This window comes from Arthrobacter sp. 754 (assembly GCF_040548695.1).
Lineage (GTDB): Bacteria > Actinomycetota > Actinomycetes > Actinomycetales > Micrococcaceae > Arthrobacter.
Window position 1 is genome coordinate 624,545 of record NZ_JBEPSC010000001.1, and the last position, 22,130, is coordinate 646,674.

A 22,130-nucleotide genomic window follows, 5' to 3' on the forward strand; every position below is an offset into this window, starting at 1 on the left:
GTAATCCACTTATCCACGGATGTGGGATAGCGTTGGGGGCATGAAAATTCTGGTCACAGGTGGCACCGGGTACATCGGCTCCCACACTGTTTTGTCCCTGCAGGAAGCCGGTCATGACGTGGTGGTCGTCGACAATCTGGTGAACTCCAGCGAGGAATCCCTGCGCCGGGTTGCCGAGCTCAGTGGCAAAACCGCTGACTTCCACAACGTGGACCTGGTTGACGAGGCAGCAGTCGAACGCGTCTTCGCCGCCAACGCGATCGACGCCGTCATCCACTTCGCCGGGCTCAAGGCCGTGGGCGAGTCCGTCCGGGAACCGCTGAAGTACTACTACAACAACCTCGTGGGCACCCTGAACCTGATCCGGGTCATGGACCGCCACGACGTCCGCTCCATCGTCTTCAGCTCCTCCGCCACCGTCTACGGCGAGCACAATCCCATCCCCTACGTGGAAAAGATGGAAATCGGCGCCAACAACCCTTACGGCCGCACCAAGGAACAGATCGAGGACATCCTCTCGGACCTCGGCGACGCCGATCCCCGCTGGCATATAGCCCTGCTGCGCTACTTCAACCCGGTGGGCGCCCACCCGTCCGGCCGGATCGGCGAGGACCCCCAGGGCATCCCCAACAACCTGGTGCCCTTCATCGCCCAGGTAGCGGTGGGGCGCCGCGAGAAACTGATGGTCTTCGGCGGCGACTACGACACCCCCGACGGAACCTGCCTCCGGGACTACATCCACGTCGTCGACCTCGCCGGCGGGCACGTGGCCGCGCTCAACCACGTAGCAGAGCGCGCAGGCGTCTTCCGCTGGAACCTTGGCTCCGGCAAGGGATCCTCCGTCTTGGAAGTCCTGCGCTCCTTCGAGAAGGCCGTGGGCCAGCCGATCCCCTACGAGATCACCGCACGGCGCGCCGGCGACCTCCCCGCCTTCTGGGCCGACGCCACCTCCGCCCTCGCCGACCTCAGCTGGTCCACCACCAAGACAGTGGACCAGATGTGCGAGGACCACTGGCGCTGGCAGAAGAACAATCCCCTCGGCTACGCCTCTTAAACGCCAACGCGGAGTCACTTAACGCCCTTCCGGGACGTTTTATTGGGCGTGGAGTGACCCCGCGTTGCTGTTAGTGGGGCTTAACGACGTCGGCCGGTCACCTTCGCGGAGAAGGTTACCGGCCGACGTCGTAATTCAGTTGGTGTGGATCAGCGCACCGGGTAATCGCGCTCGGGTTCGCCGATGTACAGCTGGCGCGGGCGGCCGATCTTGGTGTTGGGATCGCTGATCATTTCACGCCACTGGGCGATCCAGCCCGGCAGGCGGCCGATGGCGAACAGCACCGTGAACATCTTCTCCGGGAAGCCCATGGCCTTGTAGATCAGGCCGGTGTAGAAGTCCACGTTCGGGTAGAGCTTTCGCTGGATGAAGTAGTCATCGTTCAGCGCCTTCTCTTCGAGCCGCATGGCGATATCCAGCAGTTCGTCGTTGCCGCCGAGCTTGGTGAGGATCTCGTGGGCAGTGGCCTTGACGATCTTGGCGCGGGGATCGTAATTCTTGTAGACACGGTGTCCGAAGCCCATGAGGCGGACGCCGTCTTCCTTGTTCTTGACCTTCTCCATGTAGTCCTCGGGCTTGGTGCCGTCGGCCTGGATCTGGCGGAGCATCTTCAGCACTGCTTCGTTGGCGCCGCCGTGGGCGGGACCGAAGAGGGCGTTGATGCCTGCCGAAACCGATGCGAACAGGTTGGCGTTCGAAGAACCGACCAGGCGCACGGTGGAGGTTGAACAGTTCTGCTCGTGGTCCGCGTGCAGGATCAGCAGCAGGTCCAGTGCCTTGGCGATGACCGGGTCCACCTCGTACTGCTCTGCCGGCAGGCCGAAGCTCAGCCGCAGGAAGTTCTCCACCAGGTTGTGCGAGTTGTCCGGGTACAGCATCGGCTGGCCAATGCTCTTCTTCAGCGCGTAGGCAGCGATGACCGGCATCTTGGCCATGAGGCGGATCGTGGAGACTTCCACCTGTTCAGCGTTGAACGGGTCCAGGGAGTCCTGGTAGAACGTGGACAGCGCAGAAACCGCCGAAGACAGCACGGGCATGGGGTGGGCGTCACGCGGGAAGCCGCCGAAGAAGCCCTTGAGCTCCTCGTGCAGCAGTGTGTGGCGGCGGATCTTCTGGTCGAATGCGTCCAGTTCGGCCGGCGTGGGCAGGTTGCCGTAGATCAGCAGGTAGGACACTTCCAGGAAGCTCGAGTGCTGTGCCAGCTGCTCGATGGGGTATCCGCGGTAGCGCAGGATTCCGGCATCGCCGTCGATGTAGGTAATAGCGGAAGTAGTTGCCGCGGTGTTCATGAAGCCGGGGTCAAAAGTGACTGCGCCCGTCTGCTTGAGCAACTTGGAAACGTCGTAGCCTTCGTTTCCTTCAACAACCTGGATGCGCGGGAGCTTGAGCTCGCCACCTGCATGGTGCAGGGTTGCGCTGTTGGTCTCAGTCATGGAGTCCCCTTCATGAGGCGTCTGGGCCTCTGTCGAAAGCTTGATCCAACATCCGGTGAGCCGCGCACTGTCCCTGATCGTTCAGGATTACAACACCCGGGCTGCCATCTTGTAGAAAGCCACCATTGATAGTCACTTAAAAAGTACCGCCCCCTGGCGTGTGCCACTAATCGACGACGGCCGAAATGCCCGCAAACGGCGGTCATTGTGGCGCGAGTCACACCATTGTTACGGCGTGGCGGCCAGCCGGGCGACTGCTGCGTCGATCCGCTCGTCAGTGCCGGTGAGCGCAACACGCACAAATCCGTTGCCTGCCTCGCCGTAGAACACGCCCGGCCCCACCACAATGCCGCGGGCAGCGAGACGGTCCACGCTCTCCCAGGTGCTCTCCCCTGCGGTGGACCAAAGGTACAGTCCGGCGTCGGATTCCTTGATCTCCAGGCCGAATTCCTGCAGTGCGGGCAACAGGCGCTCCCGGCGGCCGCGGTAAAGGTCCTTCTGCGTATTGACATGGGCGTCATCGCCCAGGGCCACGCGCATGGCCTCCTGCACCGGGTACGGAACGATCATGCCCGCGTGTTTGCGGCTGTTGACCAGATTGGCCATGATCACGGGATCGCCGGCCACAAAGGCCGCGCGGTAACCGGCCACGTTGGACTGCTTGCTCAGTGAGTAAACGGCCAGGAGCCCCTCATGGGAGCCGCCGGCCACGCGGGGGTCCAGGATGCTGGGCACCGGCTGACCGCCCCGTTGAACGTCCCAGCTGCCCCAACCGAGCTCGGCGTAGCACTCGTCCGACGCCACGACGGCACCGATTTCCCGCGCCTGCGCCACCAGCGCCTTCAGGGACGCAACGTCCCGGACACTGCCGGTGGGGTTTCCCGGTGAATTGACCCAGATCAGCCGCACGCGTGCGCGGGTAGCATCATCGAGTTCGTCGAGGTTGTCCGTGGCGACCGACGTGACGCCGGCAAACGTGGCCCCGATGTCATAGGTGGGGTAGGCAACTTTGGGACGGACGACGACGTCGCCCGGCTTGAGCCCCAACAGCAGCGGCAGCCACGCCACCAGTTCCTTGGAACCGACCGTGGGCATGATGTCCTTCGGGTCCAGTCCGGGAACGCCCCGGCGACGTTCGAACCATGCCGCGATGGCCTCCCGCAGCGGAACCGCGCCGTGGACCGTGGGGTAGCCGGGGGCATTCGCCGCGGCCCTCAGGGCTTCCTGGATCAAAGCGGGGGTCGGGTCCACCGGAGTGCCGATGGAGAGATTCACGGCCCCGCCAGGGTACTCCGAAGCCTTGGCAAGGTACGGCGCCATCGCCTCCCAAGGGTAGTCGGGCAGGTTCAGGCCAAAGCTGTTCACGGCTGCGGTCAACGGTGGGCCCGGGTCAGTCTTGGTTCTGCGGCGGAAGGGCGGCGATCATCGGGTGGTCCTTGCCGGTGTTGCCGATCTTGGCAGCGCCGCCGGGCGAGCCCAGGTCATCGAAGAACTCGACGTTGGCCTTGTAGTAATCGGCCCACTCTTCGGGGGTGTCATCCTCGTAGTAAATTGCCTCGACCGGACACACCGGTTCACAGGCCCCACAGTCGACGCACTCATCCGGATGGATGTACAGGGAACGCTCACCCTCATAGATGCAATCAACGGGGCATTCTTCGATGCATGCCTTGTCCTTGACATCTACACACGGCTGCGCGATTACGTACGTCACGTCCCTTGCCTCTCCACGATTTTCCGGCGGCCGCCGGCTCTGAATCCGGCACGGTGGGCCGGACTGTTGACTACTGAGCCTATTATCTCCCAGCCCGTTCCCGCGAACCTAGCCAGCCCACTTAGTATGAAGTGGTGAGTCTCACTACGCCTTCGCCCGCGGAATTCCTGGCTGCTGCTACGGCGGGAACCCGGGTGGTGGTCCGCTACCGTATTGACGGCGGCCTGACCGACGCGCTGGGGCTGCTGGTGGCCTGCGACGACGGCCACTGCACGGTCCGCACGCGGCAGGCCGACGTCGTGATCCCCTTGGAGCTCGTGGTGGCGGCGAAGGAAGTGCCGCCCGCCCCGCCGCGACGGCGCCCCCGCGGCTGAGTTCCACACGCGGCTGGCTTCAGGCAAAAAAGAAACTGCCGGTACGACGGCGGGTATCCCGCTCGCCGTACCGGCAGTTTTGTTGGCTCTTAGCGCTTAGACCTTCGCGCGGGCGCGGTTGGACTTGGCGCGTTCGCTGGCGTCCAGGATGAGCTTCCGGATACGGATGGACTCCGGGGTCACCTCAACGCACTCGTCTTCGCGGGCGAATTCCAAGGATTCTTCCAGGGTCAGGTTGCGCGGCGGGGTCATGTTCTCAAAGGTGTCCGAGGACGCTGCACGCATGTTGGTGAGCTGCTTTTCCCTGGTGATGTTCACGTCCATGTCATCGGCGCGTGAGTTCTCGCCAACGATCATGCCTTCGTAGACCTCGGAGGTGGGCTGCACGAAGAATGACATGCGTTCCTGGAGCTTGATCATCGCGAACGGGGTGACCACGCCAGAGCGGTCAGCCACGATCGAACCGTTGGTGCGGTACTCGATGGGGCCGGCCCACGGCTCGTAGCCCTCGGCGATGGAGGAAGCAATGCCGGCACCGCGGGTGTCGGTGAGGAACTTGGTGCGGAAGCCGATCAGGCCACGGGCCGGAACGATGAACTCCATCCGGCACCAGCCGGTGCCGTGATTTGCCATGTTGGTCATGCGGCCCTTGCGGGCTGCCATCAGCTGGGTGACGGCACCGAGGTACTCTTCCGGTACGTCAATGGTCATGTGTTCCATCGGCTCGTGGATCTTGCCGTCGACGGTCTTCGTGACAACCTGCGGCTTGCCGACCGTCAGTTCGAAGCCCTCACGGCGCATCTGCTCAACCAGGATGGCAAGCGCGAGCTCGCCACGGCCCTGGACTTCCCAGGCGTCGGGACGCTCAGTGGGGAGAACCTTGATGGAGACGTTACCGATCAGTTCCTTGTCCAGGCGGTCTTTCACCTGGCGGGCCGTGACCTTGGCGCCCTTGACCCGGCCAGCCAGCGGCGAGGTGTTGATACCGATGGTCATGGAGATCGCGGGATCATCCACGGTGATCAGCGGCAACGGCTGCGGGTTGTCTACATCGGTCAGCGTCTCACCAATGGTGATTTCCTCGATGCCGGCGACGGCGACGATTTCGCCCGGGCCGGCGGACTCGGCCGGAACACGGTCCAGGGCCTTGGTAGCCAGCAGTTCGGTGATCTTGACGTTCTTGAGCTCGCCGTTGGCGCGGGCCCAGGCAACGGTCTGGCCCTTGCGCAGTGTTCCGTTGTAGATGCGCAGCAGAGCGAGGCGGCCCAGGAACGGGGAGGCGTCGAGGTTGGTCACGTGTGCCTGGAGCACGCCATTCGGGTTGTACGTAGGCGCGGGGATGTGCTCGATGATGGCTTTGAACAGCGGCTCAAGGTTCTCGTTGTCCGGGGCGGAGCCATCTGCAGGCTGCACGAGGGAGGCACGGCCTACCTTGGCGGCTGCGTAGACAACCGGAACTTCGAGGATCTTGTCCAGGTCCAGGTCCGGAACTTCATCCGCAAGGTCAGAGGCGAGGCCCAGGAGGAGGTCCATGGACTCGTGGACGACTTCCTCGATGCGGGAGTCGGGGCGGTCCGTTTTGTTGACCAGCAGGATGACCGGCAGGTGCGCGGCCAGGGCCTTGCGCAGCACGAAGCGGGTCTGGGGCAGCGGGCCCTCGGAAGCGTCAACGAGGAGTACAACGCCGTCCACCATGGACAGGCCGCGCTCCACTTCGCCACCGAAGTCGGCGTGGCCGGGGGTGTCGATCACGTTGATGGTGATGGTTTCACCATTGGACGACGGTCCGTTGTAGGCCACGGTGGTGTTCTTGGCCAGGATGGTGATGCCCTTTTCCCTCTCAAGGTCACCGGAGTCCATGACGCGGTCTTCAAGGTGGTTGTGTTCGGCAAAGGAGTTGGTCTGCTTGAGCATGGCGTCGACCAGAGTGGTCTTGCCGTGGTCAACGTGGGCCACGATCGCGACGTTACGCAGGTCACTGCGTGATGCAGTGGCTACCGCAGTGTTGGTGGTGGTTTCAGACATGCGTTATTGCTCGATTCAGTGGTGAAGTCAGCTGTTGTATCGCCGCATTTCCAACCGGAACGCACGACGGATTGGCCCATTAACACAGGGCGCCTTCCATCATTCTAGACGCTGAGGGTTTTATTGGCCTAAAAATCGCAGCGGGACCCTCCTCCGCGGGGGTTAGAGTGCCGCCCATCACGGCCGCCTAGGTGACCAAGCTCACGGGAATCCGGGGCTTGGTGGGCGAAAAAGGATGGAGCCGGCGCCCCAAGGGCGCCGACTCCAACCACTCAATCAAACGAAGCGTCAGGCCACCTCGGGCGGGAGCATGAGCTTCGCTCCCGGGATGGCGTTCAGCAGTGCCTTGGTGTAATCCTGCTGCGGAGCGTCGAAGACCTCGTCCGTGGAGCCCGTCTCCACCAGCTTTCCCTTTTCCATTACGCACACGTGGTCGGCAATCTGCCGGACCACAGCCAGGTCGTGGGTGATGAACAGGTAGGTCAGCCCCAAATTGGTCTGCAGGTCCGCCAGGAGATTGAGTACCTGGGCCTGGACAAGAACGTCCAGTGCCGAGACAGCCTCGTCGCAGATGATCACTTCGGGGTCCAGGGCCAAAGCGCGTGCGATCGCAATACGCTGGCGCTGGCCGCCTGAAAGCTCATTCGGATAACGCTGCATGGTGGACTGCGGCAGCGATACCTGGTCGAGCAGCTCGCGGACCTTCTTCTCCCGGCTGGCTGCGTCCCCGATTTTGTGGACCCGCAGGGGCTCCTCAATGGTACGGAAAATGTTGTACATCGGGTCCAGTGAGCCGTACGGATCTTGGAAGATCGGCTGCACCCGCCGCCTGAACTTGAACAGTTCCTTGGCCTTCAGCAGCGACGTGTCGACGCCGTCGAACAGGATCTTCCCGTCCGTCGGCTTCTCCAGCTGCAGCACCATCTTTGCCACGGTGGATTTGCCGGAGCCGGACTCGCCCACGATCGCGGTGGTGGTGCCCCGCTTCACGTCGAAGCTCACCCCGTCCACGGCCGCGAAATCCGTCGTCTTCCCCAGGCCCTGGCGGAGCTTGTAGACCTTGCGCAGGTCCTGGATCTGCAGCACGTTCTCCGAAACGGACGTTTCCGCGGCCGGCGCGAGCAGGTCTGAGGCTTCCACGCCCTGTTCCTTGGCGACCTGGATCCTTCGGCTCGCCAGTGACGGCGCCGACTCAACCAGCCGCTTGGTGTACGGGTGCTGCGGATTCCGGAGCAACTCCAGCGAAGGACCGGCCTCCACCACCTGCCCCCGGTACATGACCACAACTTTGTCAGCACGCTCTGCCGCAAGCCCCAGGTCGTGGGTAATGAGCAGGACGGACGTCCCCAGTTCGGTGGTCATGGTGTCAAGGTGATCCAGGATCTGTCGCTGGACCGTGACGTCCAGCGCCGACGTCGGCTCATCGGCGATCAGAAGCCGCGGCTGGCACGACAGTCCGATGGCGATCAGCGCACGCTGCCGCATGCCGCCGGAGAATTCGTGCGGATACTGCTTTGCACGCCGGTGAGCATCCGGCAAACCCGCCTCGGACAGTACTTTGGCAATGTCATCGGGCCCGCTGGGACGGCCGTTTGCCCTGAGGGTTTCCTTGACCTGGTAACCGATCTTCCAGACCGGGTTCAGGTTGGACATGGGGTCCTGCGGGACCATGCCAATGGTGTTGCCGCGCAGTTCGATCATCCGCTGCTCAGTGGCATGGGCGATGTCCTCGCCGTCGAGCAGGATCTGACCGGCGGAAACACTGCCATTGTTCGGCAGGAGACCGATGGCGGCAAGGGCAGTAGTGGACTTACCTGATCCCGACTCCCCCACGATGGCCACGGTTTCGCCGGGCATGATGGTCAGGTGGGCGTTCCGGACCGCCTGGACGTCGCCGCCGCCGGTCTTGAACGTGATGGCGAGGTCGCGGATTTCCAGGAGCGGCCTGGTGCCGGCGTACCCCGTCTCGTCGACGCGGATCTCTGGAATTGTCATCTTCTTGTCTTTCATCGCTGCCGGCTCTTCGGGTCGAGGGCGTCACGGACGGCGTCGCCGAGCATGATAAAGCTCAGCACTGTTATGGACAGAGCCGCCGCGGGGTAGAGCATGATTTCCGGCTTGGTCCGAATGGAGGACTGAGCTGCGGCGATGTCATGCCCCCAGGACATAACGCCCTCGGGAAGGCCGATGCCCAGGAACGATAGGGTCGCTTCGGCCACGATGAACACACCCAGTTCCAAGGTGGCAAGCACGATGATCGGCGCTAGGGCGTTTGGCAGGACGTGGCGGATCAAGGCGCCAAACCTGGAGACGCCGAGCGAGCGGGCCGCCGTGACGAAGTCGGCATTGCGCACCTCAATGACCGCACCGCGGGTGATGCGTGCCATCTGGGGCCAGGCGAGGAGCGAGATGACAAGCACGACGGTCCAGACGCTCTTGTTCTCCCGGAACAGCGGCAGCTGCGTGATCACCAGAGCGCCGAGAATCAAAGGCAACGCGAAGAAGATGTCACCGAGACGGGCAAGAACGATGTCGAGCCAGCCGCCGTAGAAACCGGCGAGTGCCCCGAATGTCACGCCGATAATCAGCACGCACAGCACGGACAGAACGCCCACAGACAGCGACGCCTGGGTTCCGTGGATGACGCGGGAGTAGATGTCGCAGCCCTGGAACGTGAACCCGAAGGGGTGTCCGGCCGTGGGACCGGCCTCCGAGTTGGCCAATTCGCAGCCATCGTTCGGCGCTACCTGCGAAAGCAGGCCCGGGAACAGTGCGATGACCGTCAGGGCAATGATGAGCAGCGCAGAAATGATGAACAGCGGACGACGCCGGAGCTTCCGCCAGGCGTCGGACCACAGGCTGAGCGGTGCCTGGTCGTTCTTTACGGCGTCAGTTGCCAGCAACGGTGTCTCGTCGATGGGCGCCACAAAGTGGTTGTGATTACTGGTCATAACGGATCCTCGGGTCGAGCCAGGCGTACAGGAGGTCAACGAGGAGGTTGGCCACCACAAAGACGAGCACCAGCACGCTGACGATCGAAACGATGGTGGGACCCTCGGTCCGGAGAACGGCCTGGTATAGCTTGTTTCCAACTCCCGGAACGTTGAAGATACCTTCCGTGACAATGGCGCCGCCCATGAGGCCGCCGAGGTTCGCGCCAAGGTACGTCACCACGGGGATCAGCGAATTGCGCAGGATGTGGGCCATGACAACGCGGGGACGGGAAAGTCCCTTGGCTGTGGCTGTCCGGACGTAGTCCGCGTTCATGCTCTCACTGACCGAAGCGCGGGTCAGTCGCAGAACGTACGCAAACGACACCAGGCCCAGAACGACGGCGGGCAACAGCAGGTTGCCCCAGTCCGCATTCGCACCAACAGTGGGTTTTGCCCAGCCCAGTTTGACGCCGAAGACCAGTTGGAAGACGAAGCCCAGGACGAACGTGGGGACCGCGATAACGAAAAGGGAGACGACCAGGACTGTGGAGTCAAACCAGCCGCCGCGGCGGAGACCGGAAAACACGCCGAAGGCCACCCCAAAGACTGCCTGGATGATGAGGGCTTCTACGGCCAGCATGGCCGTGACCGGGAAGACCCTGCCCAGGGTGGCCGCAATCGGCTGACCGGTGAAGTCGTTGCCCAGATTAAGGGTGAAGAGGTTCTTGAGGAAAATGCCGTACTGAACCCAGAACGGTTCATCCAGGTGGTACTGGGTCCGCAGGGTGTCAATGACCGCCTGCGGTGGCTGGCGGTCGCCGAACAATGCCGCAATCGGGTCACCTGGGAGGGCGAAGACCATGTAATAGACCAGCAGGGTGGTGCCTAGGAAGACGGGAATTACCTGGAGCAGCCGGCGAAGAATAAAGCGGACCACTGGATCACCGGCCTTCCGGGAGGGAAGCAAGGGATGACATTTGTGCCTTCCTGCCGTACAGGACAATGGGGGCCCGGCTGTTGACCGGACCCCCAAAACGCCTGTCGGCAAGTTAGATCGTGGTGATTACTTGGCCGTGATGTTGTAGTACAGGACTCCGCCGTTCCAGCCGGTCTCGGCCTTCACAACGTTGTTGCTCCACACAATCGGCTTCGCGTAATCCCAGAGCGGCAGGCCGGGAAGGTCCTTGAAAAGGATCTCCTGTGCCTTGTTGAACTTGTCGTTCGCCTCAGTGGTGGACTTGGCGGCAAGGCCTTCCTTGAGGAGCTTGTCGAACTCCGGGTTCGAGTACTTCTCGTAGTTGGAGGAAGCGCCCGTGGCCCAGACCGGTCCGAGGAAGTTGTAGAGCGACGGGTAGTCACCCTGCCACCCTGCGCGGGTCAGACCGGGGAGGGACTGGGATTTGCGGAGGTTGAGGACTTCGGCGAACTTGGCGAAGGGCTGGATTTCAGCCTGGATGCCGAGGTTGTTCTTGAAACCGTTGGCTACGGCGTCAATCCATTCCTTGTGTCCGCCATCGGTGTTGGAGGCGATCTGGAGCGGCTTTGAGCTGTCGTACGGCTGGATCTTTTCAGCCTGGGCCCACAGGTCCTTGGCCTTGGCGGCGTCGAACTTCAGGACTTCGCTGCCCGGGATGTTCTCCTTGAAACCATCGATGACCGGCGGGGCGAAGCCCTTGGCCGGGGTGCGGGTTCCGTTGAAGACCACCTTGGTGATTTCCTCGCGGTTGATCGCGTAAGAGAGGGCCTGGCGGCGCAGCTTTCCGGCTTCGCCCTGGAAGTTGACGTTGTAGCCGGGGATGTTCAGCGTGCCGTTTGTGGCTACGGGCTTGCTGGCGTTGCGGTCCGGGAAGTCAGTCGCGAAGGTCTTCGTGGCGTTGGAGGGCAGCACGTCGGTGATGTCCAGGTTGTCGGCCTGGATATCCGTGTAGGCGGGGCTCGGGTCCGTGTAGAACTTGAAGGTCACGCCACCGTTCTTCGCTGCCCGGGGACCGCTGTAGTCAGCGTTCTTCACCAGCGAGATGGACTGGTCGTGGACCCAGGCACCGGTCTTTTCGAACTTGTACGGGCCATTGCCTACCGGGTTTTCGCCGTAGGTCTTGGGGTCAGCCAAGGCTGCGGACGGCAGCGGGTAGAAGGCCGAGTAGCCGAGGCGAAGCGACCAGTCGGCCTCCGGCTGTGCCAGCTTCACGGTAAGGGTGGAGTCATCCGTGGCCTTCAGGCCGGACATGGTTTCGGCGGTGGGCGCAGGAGTGCTTGTCTTTTTGCCGTCAGCCGATGTGGTGGTGGTGACTGCGGAAACCGCCTCATAGCCGTCGATGGACTCGAAGAAGAAGCCGTTGTTCTGCAGGTTCTTGGAGTTCGCGGCGAAGTTCCACGAGTCAACGAACGTCTTGGCGGTGATCGCCTCGCCGTTCGTGAACTTCTGGCCCTGCTTGACCTTGATGGTCCAGTTCTGGGCATCCGGCGACTCAATGGACTCCGCCAGGGCGTTGACCGGCTTGCCGTCGGGGTCGTAGGCACGCAGGCCTTCGAAGAGCAGTTCAACTACCCGGCCACCGTTGGTTTCGTTGGTGTTTGCGGGCAGCAAGGGGTTCTGGGGTTCACTGTTGTAGGCAGTGATGACCTTGTTCGGGTCGCCGGCAGATTGGCTGGCACCGTCATTGCTGCCGCCTCCAGCGCCGCAGCCGGTCAAGGCTAGGGCGGCGATTGCCACCATGCCGAGTGCTTTGGAAGTGCGCGTAAAACGCATTCCGCCTCCTATGAGTTGTGGGAGATATTCAGGGGAAATCTTTTGCTCCCCAGCAGGTCAGTCACAGGTTTGGACTGTGACGGAGACTACATATACGAGAAGCCTAGCCGCACAATGTCCAAATGCTGGTACACCGTTGCCAAACCGTAACCAGTTAATCGCCGATAACTAGCCGGGCGCCGGAAGTTGTGCACGTCACATGTTACTTCTTGGTAGTTCGCGCGGCGAATCGAGGCTGAGCTGGCCCCTCAGGACACCCCTACGGCTTGCTTAAACGCCATTCCCAAACGTTCCACCAGATGCCGAGGGGGCCCGGACTGGGCTTCACTCCCGTCACACGGTTGCTGAAAGCTACCGTTCCCGGGGTCTGGTAAAGCGGCAGGCCATAGGCGCTGTCCCACACGCGCCGGTCGACCTCTGCCATCAACTCGTCCTGCTTGGCGAGATCAGTGGTGGCCGCCAACTGATCCATGGCTTTGTCGGCGTCGGGGTCGGAGAAGCCGTTGAAGTTACTGCCTCCACCGGTCTTGAAGATTTGCGGGACCCGCCCGACTCCGATTCCGGTGCTGATCCAGCCGAGTATCGCAGCATCGTAGCTTCCGCTTCGGAGTGCGGCCGCCCATTCGGTGTTGCCAAGCCCGGCGTCCTCAACCTTGAACCCGGCCAGGCGGGCCGAGTCGCGGATCAGGGAGAAAGCACGCACCCGGTTGGGGTTGTCCCTGTTGTACAGGATCCGGATGGTCGGGGCGGCGTCACGCAACTTCGACTTTGCGCCCTGGATGTCAACCTCCGAATACCCGTCGGATCCGTTGTTTTTCACGGTCTCTTGGTACTTGGGGTGGGACGGCAGGAAAACCTGGGAATCAAGTGGTTTAGCGTCGGCCGCGGACCCGCTCCCGGCAATTGCCTCCACGATCTCCTGCCGCGGGACGGTTTCCAGGAACGCCTGACGGACGTCCTTGCCGGCGAACGGGCCGGAGAATTTGAGATCAAGGTGGTCGTAACCGGCCTGGCTATACTGCACTACGGTGTTGCCCTGGTCCTTCAGTCCGTCGAAAAGGCTTTGGGTACCGGCCGCTGGCTGAGGGGCAATGATGTCGGCCTGTCCGTTCCTGAGCGCGGCGACCGCAGCAGGGACGGCCCCGGTGAAGCGGACAGTGATGTCATCGAGGAACGGCTCGGGTCCCCAAACGTAGTCCCTGTTGCGCACCAGCCTGATCGACGCGCCGGGAACGATGTCCCGAACGATGTAAGGACCGCTGGAAAGATAAATCGCGGGGTCATCCGGCAGCGTCCTGGCGTCGAAGCCCGAGTTCCAGAAGTCGCTGACGCGCTTGAGCGTCGAATTGACTGTGGGATCTGTGGGGTCGCCCCCGGGTGACTCCTTGATCAGGTCAACGAGGTCCGCTTCATCGTTCAGGCCGCTTTTAGCGGCTACGACGTGGGCGGGGACTCCGACGTCGAACGCCGTCTCCCAGTCCGCGTATGGGCTGGTGTACTCCAGGGTTATGGATCGGCCGTCGCTCCCGATCTCGGGAAAGACCGTGGCGCCGAGGCCGGTCTTGTCGCCTGCAGCCGCGAAGTAGGTGGTGCCGGTCCCCGCCGATGCGTCGGCATCATCGAAGTAGCCGGAACCGGCTGCCCAGGACAGGAGGAGATCGCCGGCGTCGATGGCGGCGCCATCGGACCATTTCACGCCCTCGTTGACCGTGTACCTCACTTTTAGTGGCTTGTCGGAAATCTTCTCGTAGCGGCCGAATTTCTCGTTCCGGACCACTTTGACAGAGTCGTCGACGTAGTAGAACCCGGAATGGGTGATATGGCCGATCTTGGTGTTGATGTCAGTATTTCCGTCGGCACTGAAGGGGTTGAACGACGTAAATGCGTTCACTTCTGCCACGGTCACGCTGCCGCCACGGTTTGTCTCGCCAACCACCACTGGGGCGGAACCGCCGGAACCCGAGCACCCCGAGAGAACCAGAGCAGCAGCGACGGCCCCGGTGATGACTTGAATCAAACGCCTCAGGGGCATGCCGTCTCCTTTGCCTGTCCGGTATCAGACGTTGAAGCGGAACAGACCTCTATGCCCGCACGTCGTGGAATGTCCTTGTTTTCCTTGAATTCTAGCTGTTCAGGGCATGGGTCACTGTCGGCATATCATGAGGATCAGCCGTGCACCGATCCCTGAAGGAAGCCCATGCCCGATTCCTCGCAACCGTTACGCAAGCTCGGATTCCTCACTATTGGGCTGTTCGATCCTGCGGATCCAGCCGCGGGGCACGAATCGACCTTGAGGATCATCGAACTGGGCGAGCGGCTTGGATTCGACAGCGCCTGGCTGCGCCACCGCCATCTGCAGTTCGGCATCTCCTCGCCCATCGCGGTCATGGCCGCAGCCAGTCAGCGCACGTCGCGGATCGAGCTTGGAACCGCTGTCACCCCGATGGGATGGGAAAACCCGTTGCGCCTGGCCGAGGACCTGGCCACCGTGGATCTGCTTGCGGGCGGACGGATCAATCCTGGCCTGAGCGTGGGTGAACCAATGCACTACGACACGGTGAAGCACGAGCTATACCCGGACTCCGCCGGGCTGGAGGACTTCAGCTACGCACGCGTGGAGCGGCTTGCCCGTTTGATTGCAGGCGAGCCGGTCCGGGAATTTTCCGGCAAGCAGGGCGTTGTTGAGGAGTTCTCCAACCGCGTGGAGCCGCACTCTTCCGGGCTGCGGGAACGTCTTTGGTACGGGGCCGCAAGCAGGAAATCGGCGATCTGGGCCGGGGCACACGGATTCCATCTGCTATCCAGCAGCGTGATCTTCGCCGACACCAATCAGGAGCCGTCGTTTGCCCGGATCCAGCAATCACAAATCCGCGCCTACCGTGAGGCCGCCGCGGCATCAGTTCCGGCGCACGGACCGGCCCGGGTCTCCCAGGGCCTCGTGGTGATTCCGACCGATACGGCTTCAGCGGAGCAGCGGGAAAAGTACCAGCGGTACGTCGATGAACGCACTCCCCGTACCCGGGCGCCGCACGGGCCAAAGGGGATGCTGTTCGCCCCCGACCTCATCGGCACCAGCGATCAGATCGCCGAACAGCTGTACGCCCATGCAGGATTTCTGGAGGTGGACGAAGTGGCCTTCGCCCTGCCGTTCAGCTTCGTCCGTGAGGATTACGTCCAAATCCTCACGGACATGGCCACCAGACTGGGGCCCGCCCTGGGCTGGACTCCGGCCGGGTAGTTCCCCGACTGTCTGCGGCCATCATCCGATCATGTAGACCATGCCGCGTCCCTCCGCAGCGAGGTTCGCCGTAAAGGTCCGCGCCTGCCGAAGGTAGTTCACGACAATGCCGAACTCATCATCAAAGTCCTGACCGAAGAAACGCAATTCCCGCAGCCGCAACTCCACGTCCTTGTCGGAGATATGCTCCAGGTCCCCCGCGACAGCCAAGACATCCGGTGGGGTCAATGTCCGCACCCAAGGCTCCCACCCCATGCCGTTCATATCCACTGAGCCCTCGAACATCCGATGGGCACGACGGGCGATCAGGCCTGGTTCCGCTGGTGCAGTGAGGCACTCCAGCTGCCGCCAGGCTTTGTCGAGGTACAGCATGTCCCGGCGAGGCACGGTTTGCTTAAACGTCGGGGTGGCAATGGTGACACCGCGGTCGAATCCCCAAGCATCGGCGAGCGGATCATCGGAGAGAAAGCTGAGAGGATCGGCAAGCGCTTGACCTGTCAGGTTGCCGTCGAATGCGTACGCGTAATATCGGATTCCCATTGGCCAAGCATCGCCGGACTGCGGGCCGCACGTAAACGCCATATTCGGGCATGTGGATAAACCCTTGTGATGGACTCCGGCCGGGTATGGAAAATCGCGCCCCGGCTGTGCCCGGACGCGATTTTCCAGCATGAACTACACGTTGAAGCGGAACTCCACGACGTCGCCGTCAGCCATCACGTATTCCTTGCCTTCAATACGGACCTTGCCACGCGATTTGGCTTCGGCCATTGAGCCGGCTTCGATGAGGTCGTTGAAGGAAACGACTTCGGCCTTGATGAAGCCGCGCTGGAAGTCGGTGTGGATGACGCCCGCGGCCTGCGGCGCGGTATCGCCCCGGTGAATGGTCCATGCACGCGTTTCCTTGGGCCCTGCCGTCAGGTAGGTCTGCAGGCCTAGGGTGTGGAAACCTACGCGGGCCAGCTGGTCAAGGCCGGACTCATCCTGGCCGTTCATTTCCAGCATTTCGCGGGCTTCTTCCTCGTCCAGCTCAACGAGGTCGGACTCGAGCTTGGCGTCGAGGAAAATGGCATCCGCGGGAGCCACCATGGCGCGCAGCTCTTCCTGCTTCTCCGGGCTGCCCAGGATGCCTTCGTCCGCGTTGAACACGTAGATGAACGGCTTGGCGGTCAGCAGGCTGAGTTCTTTGAGGTGCTCCATTTCAAGCTTGTCGCTCTTGATCGAGGCGAAGATGGTGTCACCGCGTTCCAGCACCTTCTGGGCTGCCTGGATGGCTGCCAGTTCGGCCGCGTCCCGCTTCTTGATCTTGACTTCTTTTTCGATCCGGGGAATGGCGTTTTCGATGGTCTGGAGGTCGGCCAGGATCAGCTCGGTGTTGATGGTCTCCATGTCCGAGCGGGGATCCACTTTGCCGTCCACGTGGATCACATCCGGGTCATCGAACACGCGGACCACCTGGGCGATGGCTTCGGCCTCACGGATGTTGGCCAGGAACTTGTTGCCCAGGCCCTCACCCTCGGATGCACCCTTCACGATGCCGGCGATGTCCACAAAGGATACCGGTGCGGGCAGCAGGCGCTGGGAGCCGAAGATCTCCGCGAGCTGCTTGAGCCGGGGATCCGGCAGGTTCACGACGCCGACATTGGGTTCGATGGTGGCGAACGGATAGTTCGCTGCCAGCACCTGGTTGCGGGTCAGTGCGTTGAAGAGAGTTGATTTGCCGACGTTGGGCAGTCCGACGATGCCGATAGTAAGAGCCACGAGCATTGATTCTACCGGTTGCAGGAGGCAATGGCCCGCGGGGCCGCCGCAGGTGACCGCGCTGGTGGAATATGTCGGTTCCGCAAATTGTCACAGCCTCATGCCACAGTGAGGCTATGGATGCTTTAGCCCTGATTCTCGCCCTGTTGATGCTGCTGGTGGGTGCCGTTACTGGCGCCGCGGCCGCCTACTTCCTCCTGCGAAGGCGCACCCACGCGCTGGAGGAGGACTTCGACGCCGTCTCCTCCCGCCTTTCGGGCGTAACCGCCCAGCTTGCGGCCGCTGACGCGGAGCGCCGCCTCCTTTCCCTCCAGAACCGGGAACTGGGTGAGGCCCGGAACCAGGACGGAAGTGTGCTGAGGGCACTGGCGCCCGTCGCCGAGAAACTCAGCGCGGTCCAGCAACAGGTAGCGCTCCTGGAACGCGACCGCCTCGAACAGTATGGCCAGCTCGCCCAGCAGCTTCAGGAAGCAAGGCTGTCCGACGCCCAGCTGATCCGCACAACCCATGCCCTGGAGTCGGCCCTCCGGTCCAACAGTGCGCGTGGGCAGTGGGGTGAGGTGCAGCTCCGCAGGGTGGTTGAAGCCTCCGGCATGTTGCGGCACGTGGACTTCCTTGAGCAGGTCCACAGCGCCGGATCTGATGCTGCGCTCCGGCCTGACCTTGTGGTCCAGCTGCCCGGGCAGAAGCAGCTGGTGGTGGACGCCAAGGTGCCGCTGTCCTCCTACCTGGAGGCCCAGGAACTGGGGATGCAGCACGTGCCGGGCGCCGCGGCAAGGAACCCTGCCAGCCAACAGTCCCTGCTGGCGGCTCACGCCAAGGCCCTCCGCGCCCATGTGGACTCCCTGAGCAACAAGAAGTACTGGGATATTGCGGGGAACTCCCCCGAGCTTGTCATCTGCTTCCTGCCTGCCGAATCCATCCTGGCGGCTGCCCTGACCGCGGATGCGACACTCCTGGACCATGCACTGTCCAGGAATGTCGTCCTGGCGTCACCGAGCACCCTGCTGGCAGTGCTGAAGTCGGTGGCTTTCACCTGGCGACAGGATGTGCTCACAGACAGTGCGCGGGAGCTCTTTGACCTCGCCCGGCAGCTTTATGAGCGCATGGGAACGCTGGGTGAGAACGTGAGCAAGCTGGGCACATCGCTGAAGTCTTCAGTGGACCGCTACAACTCGATGGTCGGAACCCTGGAAGCGCGGATCCTGCCGACGGCACGCAAGCTCAATGCGTTGGACGAAGCGGGCCTGGTAACGCCGGCCGCCCTGGAGGTAACCCCTCGTTCACTGGCGGCGCCGGAGCTCCAGGAGGATGACACCGCCGCCTGATGCCGCCCTACGATGAGCCGGCGGTTCCAGTTGTGTCGGTCGCAGCCAATAGAAGCTGTTAGCTGCGGGCCCGGCGGCCACCCAGGGCCCGGCTGACGTCGCCGGCCTCCTTCAGGGTTGCCCGGAGCTCCTTGGGCAGGGAGAACAGGAGATCTTCCTCGGCCGTGACCACTTCTTCCACCGAGCCGTAGCCGTAATCGGCCAGCAATCGCAGCACGTCCTTGACCAGCACCTCGGGCACTGAAGCGCCGGATGTGACACCCACCGTGGCCACGCCTTCGAACCACGCTTCGTCCACCTCATTGGCGAAGTCCACCCGGTACGAGGCCTTGGCCCCGTATTCCAGGGCGACCTCCACCAGGCGCACCGAGTTGGAGGAGTTGGCTGATCCCACCACGATCACCAGCTCGGCCTGGGGCGAGATCTTCTTGATGGCCACCTGGCGGTTCGTGGTGGCGTAGCAGATGTCGTCGCTGGGCGGGTCCTGCAGGGTTGGGAACCGTTGCTTCAACAGCCGCACCGTCTCCATGGTCTCGTCAACGCTGAGCGTGGTCTGTGACAGCCAGATGACCTTCTCGGGATCCCTGACAGTGACCTTGTCCACTTCGTGGGGGCCGTTGATGATCTGGATGTGTTCGGGGGCTTCGCCCGCCGTTCCCTCAACCTCTTCATGACCGTCGTGGCCGATCAGCAGGATGTCGAAGTCGTCCTTGGCGAAGCGCACGGCTTCCTTGTGCACCTTGGTGACCAGCGGGCAGGTGGCATCAATGGTGCGCAGCCCTCGGTCCTCGGCGGACTGGACGACGGCCGGTGACACACCGTGGGCGGAGAAAATCACCAGCGCTCCTTCAGGGACCTCATCCGTCTCGTCGACGAAGATGGCGCCTTGGGCCTCGAGGGAACTGACCACGTGGACGTTGTGCACGATCTGCTTCCGCACATAGACGGGCGGACCGTAGTGCTCCAACGCCTTTTCGACGGCGATGACTGCCCTGTCGACACCGGCGCAGTACCCGCGGGGAGCCGCCAGCAGGACTTTCTTGGGGCCCGATACCGGAGCAGCCGCGGACACTTCTTCTGGCGTACGCCGCCTGCGCGGGACGGTTGGCATCGAAAGGGGCACAGCGGTGGAGGTCATTTCTCCATGCTACCGGTTTGAACCCCGGCGCCCCGGAGAAGCGATGCGCACCACAAGGCCCGCCACTGCGAAGGCCCCGCCTGCCACGGCTGCAGTGAGGGTCCAGGTCCGGAAGCCCTCTGCAGCCGCAGCGACGAATTCGTTTTTGAACATGTCCGCGATTTCATTGCCACTCGCTGTCGCGAGCACGGTGTCTCCGGCGAATTGGGATCCGGCGGTCCACACACCGGCGAGCAGGAGTGCAGCAATTCCGACGCTGAAAACCACCACCCAGCGGCGACGGGCGGCGACCAGTGCCAGCAGAAATGCGATGACGGCACCGATGGCGAGGCTGTACCCCAGCGGCGCGTAAGCCGCCACCTGTTCGATGAGCTGGCGCTGGTTGGCCTGCCCGACGTTGATCAGCGTCTGGCCGGGCGGATCCATCGGCTGCCCCGAAGTCCGGCTTAACTCCTCCACACCCAGGGCAACGAGCGGGGCGACATCCAGGGTCAGCGCAGTGGTGGAGTCAACCTCGGCCGGGAGGCTTCCGGGGTCGGCGAAGCTGAGGCGGTGGCTCCGGCGGATGGTCTCCTCCCAGGCGGCAGGGTAACCCGGCAGCCCGGTCAGGGACTCGGCTGCCGATTTCAGCACCGGCTCGAGGAAGCCTGTCAGGAACTGAGGGACGGCACTGGTGTCTATGGTGCCGACGGCGGCTGCAGCCAGCCGCTGCTGGAACTCGGCATCACGTCCGAGCGGCGCAGCCAGTGCCACAAAGCCATCCTCCTGCACCACACTGCGGTCAAGCCAGATCGCCGGGACGGCCAGTGCTGCAAGCACCACGCCCAGGATGACGGCAACGGCAGAAACAACAGTACGCACAGCAGGGTCCTTAATCATCGGGGCGGCAGTGCCATCTTAGAGGGGCCGGGTGGACGATCAATGTCAGTCCGGGGTGATACAGGTTATGGATAAGGTTGAAACACCACCCCTGCAACACCACCCTGAAACACAAACCCTCAAACACGAACCCTGTCACGAACCCTTCAGCCAGAGGACCGCCGATGCCACCAGCCACACCTTTCCGAGGGCCGGCGCATGTCTGAACAGGCTGCGCTGCCCGGCACGGCACCCTCAACCCTGCCTGCCACCGCTGCGGACACGAGCCCGGACAATCCCTGGCCCCTTCAGCTGCTGTCGCAGAAACTGAAACTGCACATCGACCGGGCACCTGCCGCCTGGGTCGAAGGCCAGGTGATCGAGCTTAACCGGCGCGGCACGAATGCCTATCTGACCCTGCGCGACGTCGATGCCGAGGTGTCTCTTCCGGCTTCGGTCTGGTCCAAGATCCTTGAGCGGCAGAACCTGCCCCTGGAGCGTGGTTCCCGCGTGGTCGCCCTGCTCAAGCCGGAATTCTGGCTGAAGACCGGACGAATCAACATGCAGGTCCGGGACATCAGGCCCGTCGGCCTGGGCGACCTCCTGGCACGTATCGAACGGCTGCGCCAGGCCCTGTCCGCGGAAGGCCTGTTTGCTGACTCGAGGAAGAAGCCGCTGCCCCTGCTCCCCCACCGCATCGGCCTGATCACCGGCCGGGATTCGGACGCCAAGAAGGACGTCCTCCAAAATGCCGCGCTGCGCTGGCCCGCGGTGGAATTCGAGGTCCGCGAGGTCGCCGTCCAAGGCAACACCGCAGTCTCCCAGATCATCCGCGCCCTCAACGAACTGGACGGCCGTGCAGACGTGGACGTCATTGTCATAGCCCGCGGCGGAGGCGCCCTCGAGGACCTCCTGCCCTTCAACAGCGAGGAACTGATCCGGGCCGTGGCAGCTGCAGCCACCCCGGTGGTCAGCGCCATCGGCCATGAAGCGGACCGCCCCCTGCTCGACGACGTCGCCGATCTTCGCGCCTCCACGCCCACCGACGCTGCCAAAAGAATCGTTCCTGACGTTGCCGAGGAATTGGCCAGCGTACGCCAGACCCGGGAACACCTGCGCCGTTTCATCGGGAGGCTGGTGGAACGGGAATCGGAGCGTCTCTCCGCCCTCCATTCGAGGCCGGTCCTTGCCACCCCGGAAGGCATGGTCACTGTCCGCTCCGAGGAAATTGAACGCCTCCTGCGGAGGTCATCTGCCGCCGTGAGCTCCACGGTGGTCCGGGCGGCAGACCAACTGGTCCATCTGCAGGCCCAGGTACGGGCCCTGTCGCCCCAGAAAACCCTTGACCGGGGTTATGCCGTGGTGGAGCTCGTCACCGGCCGCGCGGCCCGGCCAGACCAACCGTCGGGGCACGCTGTGGTCCGCGACCCCGCGCAGGCCCCGGCAGGAACACCGTTGACGGTCCGGGTGGCACAGGGCCGTTTCGGCGCGGCCTCCACCGGCGAACTTGAAGAAGGAGAATGAC

The 22,130-nt window shown here is 63.1% G+C and carries 18 protein-coding genes; 5 read left to right on the plus strand and 13 right to left on the minus strand.

All coding sequences use genetic code 11. The features are described 5' to 3' along the window. The first annotated feature begins 40 nt into the window (after nt 1-40). Complete coding sequence (gene galE / locus ABIA70_RS02955; RefSeq protein WP_354146098.1) at nt 41-1,054, plus strand: UDP-glucose 4-epimerase GalE; 1,014 nt, start codon at nt 41-43, stop codon at nt 1,052-1,054. 149 nt (nt 1,055-1,203) lie between these two features. Here galE and ABIA70_RS02960 read toward each other — a convergent pair whose 3' ends face one another. The 3 genes from ABIA70_RS02960 to fdxA all read right to left on the minus strand — a co-directional run bounded on the left by ABIA70_RS02960 (nt 1,204) and on the right by fdxA (nt 4,201). Then, nucleotides 1,204-2,487 carry a citrate synthase gene (locus tag ABIA70_RS02960; protein WP_354146099.1) on the minus strand — a complete coding sequence of 428 codons (1,284 nt, stop codon included), beginning with the start codon at nt 2,485-2,487 and terminating at the stop codon, nt 1,204-1,206. 228 nt (nt 2,488-2,715) lie between these two features. Beyond that, complete coding sequence (gene dapC, locus ABIA70_RS02965) at nt 2,716-3,864, minus strand: succinyldiaminopimelate transaminase (protein WP_354146100.1); 1,149 nt, start codon at nt 3,862-3,864, stop codon at nt 2,716-2,718. Nucleotides 3,865-3,877: 13 nt separating this feature from the next. Further along, entirely contained in the window at nt 3,878-4,201 is a 324-nt protein-coding gene (fdxA, locus tag ABIA70_RS02970) for a ferredoxin (protein WP_108600463.1), read from the minus strand. A 131-nt stretch (nt 4,202-4,332) separates the two neighbouring features. Between fdxA and ABIA70_RS02975 the strand changes: the two genes are divergently transcribed. After that, nucleotides 4,333-4,575 carry a putative acetyltransferase gene (locus tag ABIA70_RS02975; RefSeq protein ID WP_502917153.1) on the plus strand — a complete coding sequence of 81 codons (243 nt, stop codon included), beginning with the start codon at nt 4,333-4,335 and terminating at the stop codon, nt 4,573-4,575. 96 nt (nt 4,576-4,671) lie between these two features. On the opposite strand, the gene typA is transcribed toward ABIA70_RS02975, so the two are convergent. The 6 genes from typA to ABIA70_RS03005 all read right to left on the minus strand — a co-directional run bounded on the left by typA (nt 4,672) and on the right by ABIA70_RS03005 (nt 14,314). Further along, nucleotides 4,672-6,600, minus strand: coding sequence for a translational GTPase TypA (gene typA / locus ABIA70_RS02980; RefSeq protein ID WP_354146102.1), 1,929 nt, complete (start codon nt 6,598-6,600; stop codon nt 4,672-4,674). Nucleotides 6,601-6,888: 288 nt separating this feature from the next. After that, complete coding sequence (locus ABIA70_RS02985; protein ID WP_354146103.1) at nt 6,889-8,595, minus strand: ABC transporter ATP-binding protein; 1,707 nt, start codon at nt 8,593-8,595, stop codon at nt 6,889-6,891. A gap of 11 nt (nt 8,596-8,606) precedes the next feature. Beyond that, nucleotides 8,607-9,551 carry an ABC transporter permease gene (locus ABIA70_RS02990; protein WP_354146104.1) on the minus strand — a complete coding sequence of 315 codons (945 nt, stop codon included), beginning with the start codon at nt 9,549-9,551 and terminating at the stop codon, nt 8,607-8,609. Further along, on the minus strand, nt 9,541-10,470 hold the full coding sequence (locus ABIA70_RS02995; RefSeq protein WP_354146105.1) for an ABC transporter permease: 930 nt from the start codon (nt 10,468-10,470) through the stop codon (nt 9,541-9,543). The genes ABIA70_RS02990 and ABIA70_RS02995 overlap by 11 nt, the downstream gene beginning before the upstream one ends. 126 nt (nt 10,471-10,596) lie before the next feature. After that, complete coding sequence (locus tag ABIA70_RS03000; protein ID WP_354146106.1) at nt 10,597-12,282, minus strand: peptide ABC transporter substrate-binding protein; 1,686 nt, start codon at nt 12,280-12,282, stop codon at nt 10,597-10,599. A 259-nt stretch (nt 12,283-12,541) separates the two neighbouring features. Next, nucleotides 12,542-14,314 (minus strand): ABC transporter family substrate-binding protein, encoded by a 1,773-nt coding sequence (locus ABIA70_RS03005; protein ID WP_354146107.1) that lies wholly within the window; start codon nt 14,312-14,314, stop codon nt 12,542-12,544. A 165-nt stretch (nt 14,315-14,479) separates the two neighbouring features. Between ABIA70_RS03005 and ABIA70_RS03010 the strand changes: the two genes are divergently transcribed. Beyond that, entirely contained in the window at nt 14,480-15,520 is a 1,041-nt protein-coding gene (locus tag ABIA70_RS03010; protein WP_354146108.1) for an LLM class flavin-dependent oxidoreductase, read from the plus strand. A gap of 21 nt (nt 15,521-15,541) precedes the next feature. Here ABIA70_RS03010 and ABIA70_RS03015 read toward each other — a convergent pair whose 3' ends face one another. Together ABIA70_RS03015 and ychF are read right to left on the minus strand one after the other, a co-directional pair. Next, complete coding sequence (locus tag ABIA70_RS03015; RefSeq protein ID WP_354146109.1) at nt 15,542-16,060, minus strand: hypothetical protein; 519 nt, start codon at nt 16,058-16,060, stop codon at nt 15,542-15,544. 135 nt (nt 16,061-16,195) lie between these two features. Then, nucleotides 16,196-17,281 carry a redox-regulated ATPase YchF gene (ychF, locus tag ABIA70_RS03020; protein ID WP_354146110.1) on the minus strand — a complete coding sequence of 362 codons (1,086 nt, stop codon included), beginning with the start codon at nt 17,279-17,281 and terminating at the stop codon, nt 16,196-16,198. Nucleotides 17,282-17,397: 116 nt separating this feature from the next. Between ychF and ABIA70_RS03025 the strand changes: the two genes are divergently transcribed. Further along, complete coding sequence (locus ABIA70_RS03025; RefSeq protein ID WP_354146111.1) at nt 17,398-18,609, plus strand: DNA recombination protein RmuC; 1,212 nt, start codon at nt 17,398-17,400, stop codon at nt 18,607-18,609. A 58-nt stretch (nt 18,610-18,667) separates the two neighbouring features. Here the strand turns inward: ABIA70_RS03025 and ABIA70_RS03030 are convergent, their stop codons facing one another. Further along, nucleotides 18,668-19,747 (minus strand): 4-hydroxy-3-methylbut-2-enyl diphosphate reductase, encoded by a 1,080-nt coding sequence (locus ABIA70_RS03030; RefSeq protein ID WP_354146112.1) that lies wholly within the window; start codon nt 19,745-19,747, stop codon nt 18,668-18,670. Nucleotides 19,748-19,756: 9 nt separating this feature from the next. Continuing rightward, on the minus strand, nt 19,757-20,608 hold the full coding sequence (locus tag ABIA70_RS03035; RefSeq protein ID WP_354146113.1) for a hypothetical protein: 852 nt from the start codon (nt 20,606-20,608) through the stop codon (nt 19,757-19,759). A gap of 216 nt (nt 20,609-20,824) precedes the next feature. Between ABIA70_RS03035 and xseA the strand changes: the two genes are divergently transcribed. Continuing rightward, a complete protein-coding gene (gene xseA / locus ABIA70_RS03040) occupies nt 20,825-22,129 on the plus strand; it encodes an exodeoxyribonuclease VII large subunit (RefSeq protein ID WP_354146114.1) in 1,305 nt (434 codons plus the stop codon). The last annotated feature ends 1 nt before the right edge of the window (nt 22,130 follow it).

What these genes read in the sequence shown, in the direction of transcription:
- ABIA70_RS03000 (WP_354146106.1), bottom strand. Translation starts at nt 12,282, where the DNA reads ATGCGTTTTACGCGCACTTCCAAAGCACTCGGCATGGTGGCAATCGCC.
- ABIA70_RS02985 (WP_354146103.1), bottom strand. Translation starts at nt 8,595, where the DNA reads ATGACAATTCCAGAGATCCGCGTCGACGAGACGGGGTACGCCGGCACC.
- ABIA70_RS02960 (WP_354146099.1), bottom strand. Translation starts at nt 2,487, where the DNA reads ATGACTGAGACCAACAGCGCAACCCTGCACCATGCAGGTGGCGAGCTC.
- ABIA70_RS03015 (WP_354146109.1), bottom strand. Translation starts at nt 16,060, where the DNA reads ATGGGAATCCGATATTACGCGTACGCATTCGACGGCAACCTGACAGGT.
- ABIA70_RS03030 (WP_354146112.1), bottom strand. Translation starts at nt 19,747, where the DNA reads ATGACCTCCACCGCTGTGCCCCTTTCGATGCCAACCGTCCCGCGCAGG.
- ABIA70_RS02990 (WP_354146104.1), bottom strand. Translation starts at nt 9,551, where the DNA reads ATGACCAGTAATCACAACCACTTTGTGGCGCCCATCGACGAGACACCG.
- typA (WP_354146102.1), bottom strand. Translation starts at nt 6,600, where the DNA reads ATGTCTGAAACCACCACCAACACTGCGGTAGCCACTGCATCACGCAGT.
- galE (WP_354146098.1), top strand. Translation starts at nt 41, where the DNA reads ATGAAAATTCTGGTCACAGGTGGCACCGGGTACATCGGCTCCCACACT.
- ABIA70_RS03025 (WP_354146111.1), top strand. Translation starts at nt 17,398, where the DNA reads ATGGATGCTTTAGCCCTGATTCTCGCCCTGTTGATGCTGCTGGTGGGT.
- xseA (WP_354146114.1), top strand. Translation starts at nt 20,825, where the DNA reads ATGTCTGAACAGGCTGCGCTGCCCGGCACGGCACCCTCAACCCTGCCT.
- ABIA70_RS03005 (WP_354146107.1), bottom strand. Translation starts at nt 14,314, where the DNA reads ATGCCCCTGAGGCGTTTGATTCAAGTCATCACCGGGGCCGTCGCTGCT.
- ABIA70_RS03010 (WP_354146108.1), top strand. Translation starts at nt 14,480, where the DNA reads ATGCCCGATTCCTCGCAACCGTTACGCAAGCTCGGATTCCTCACTATT.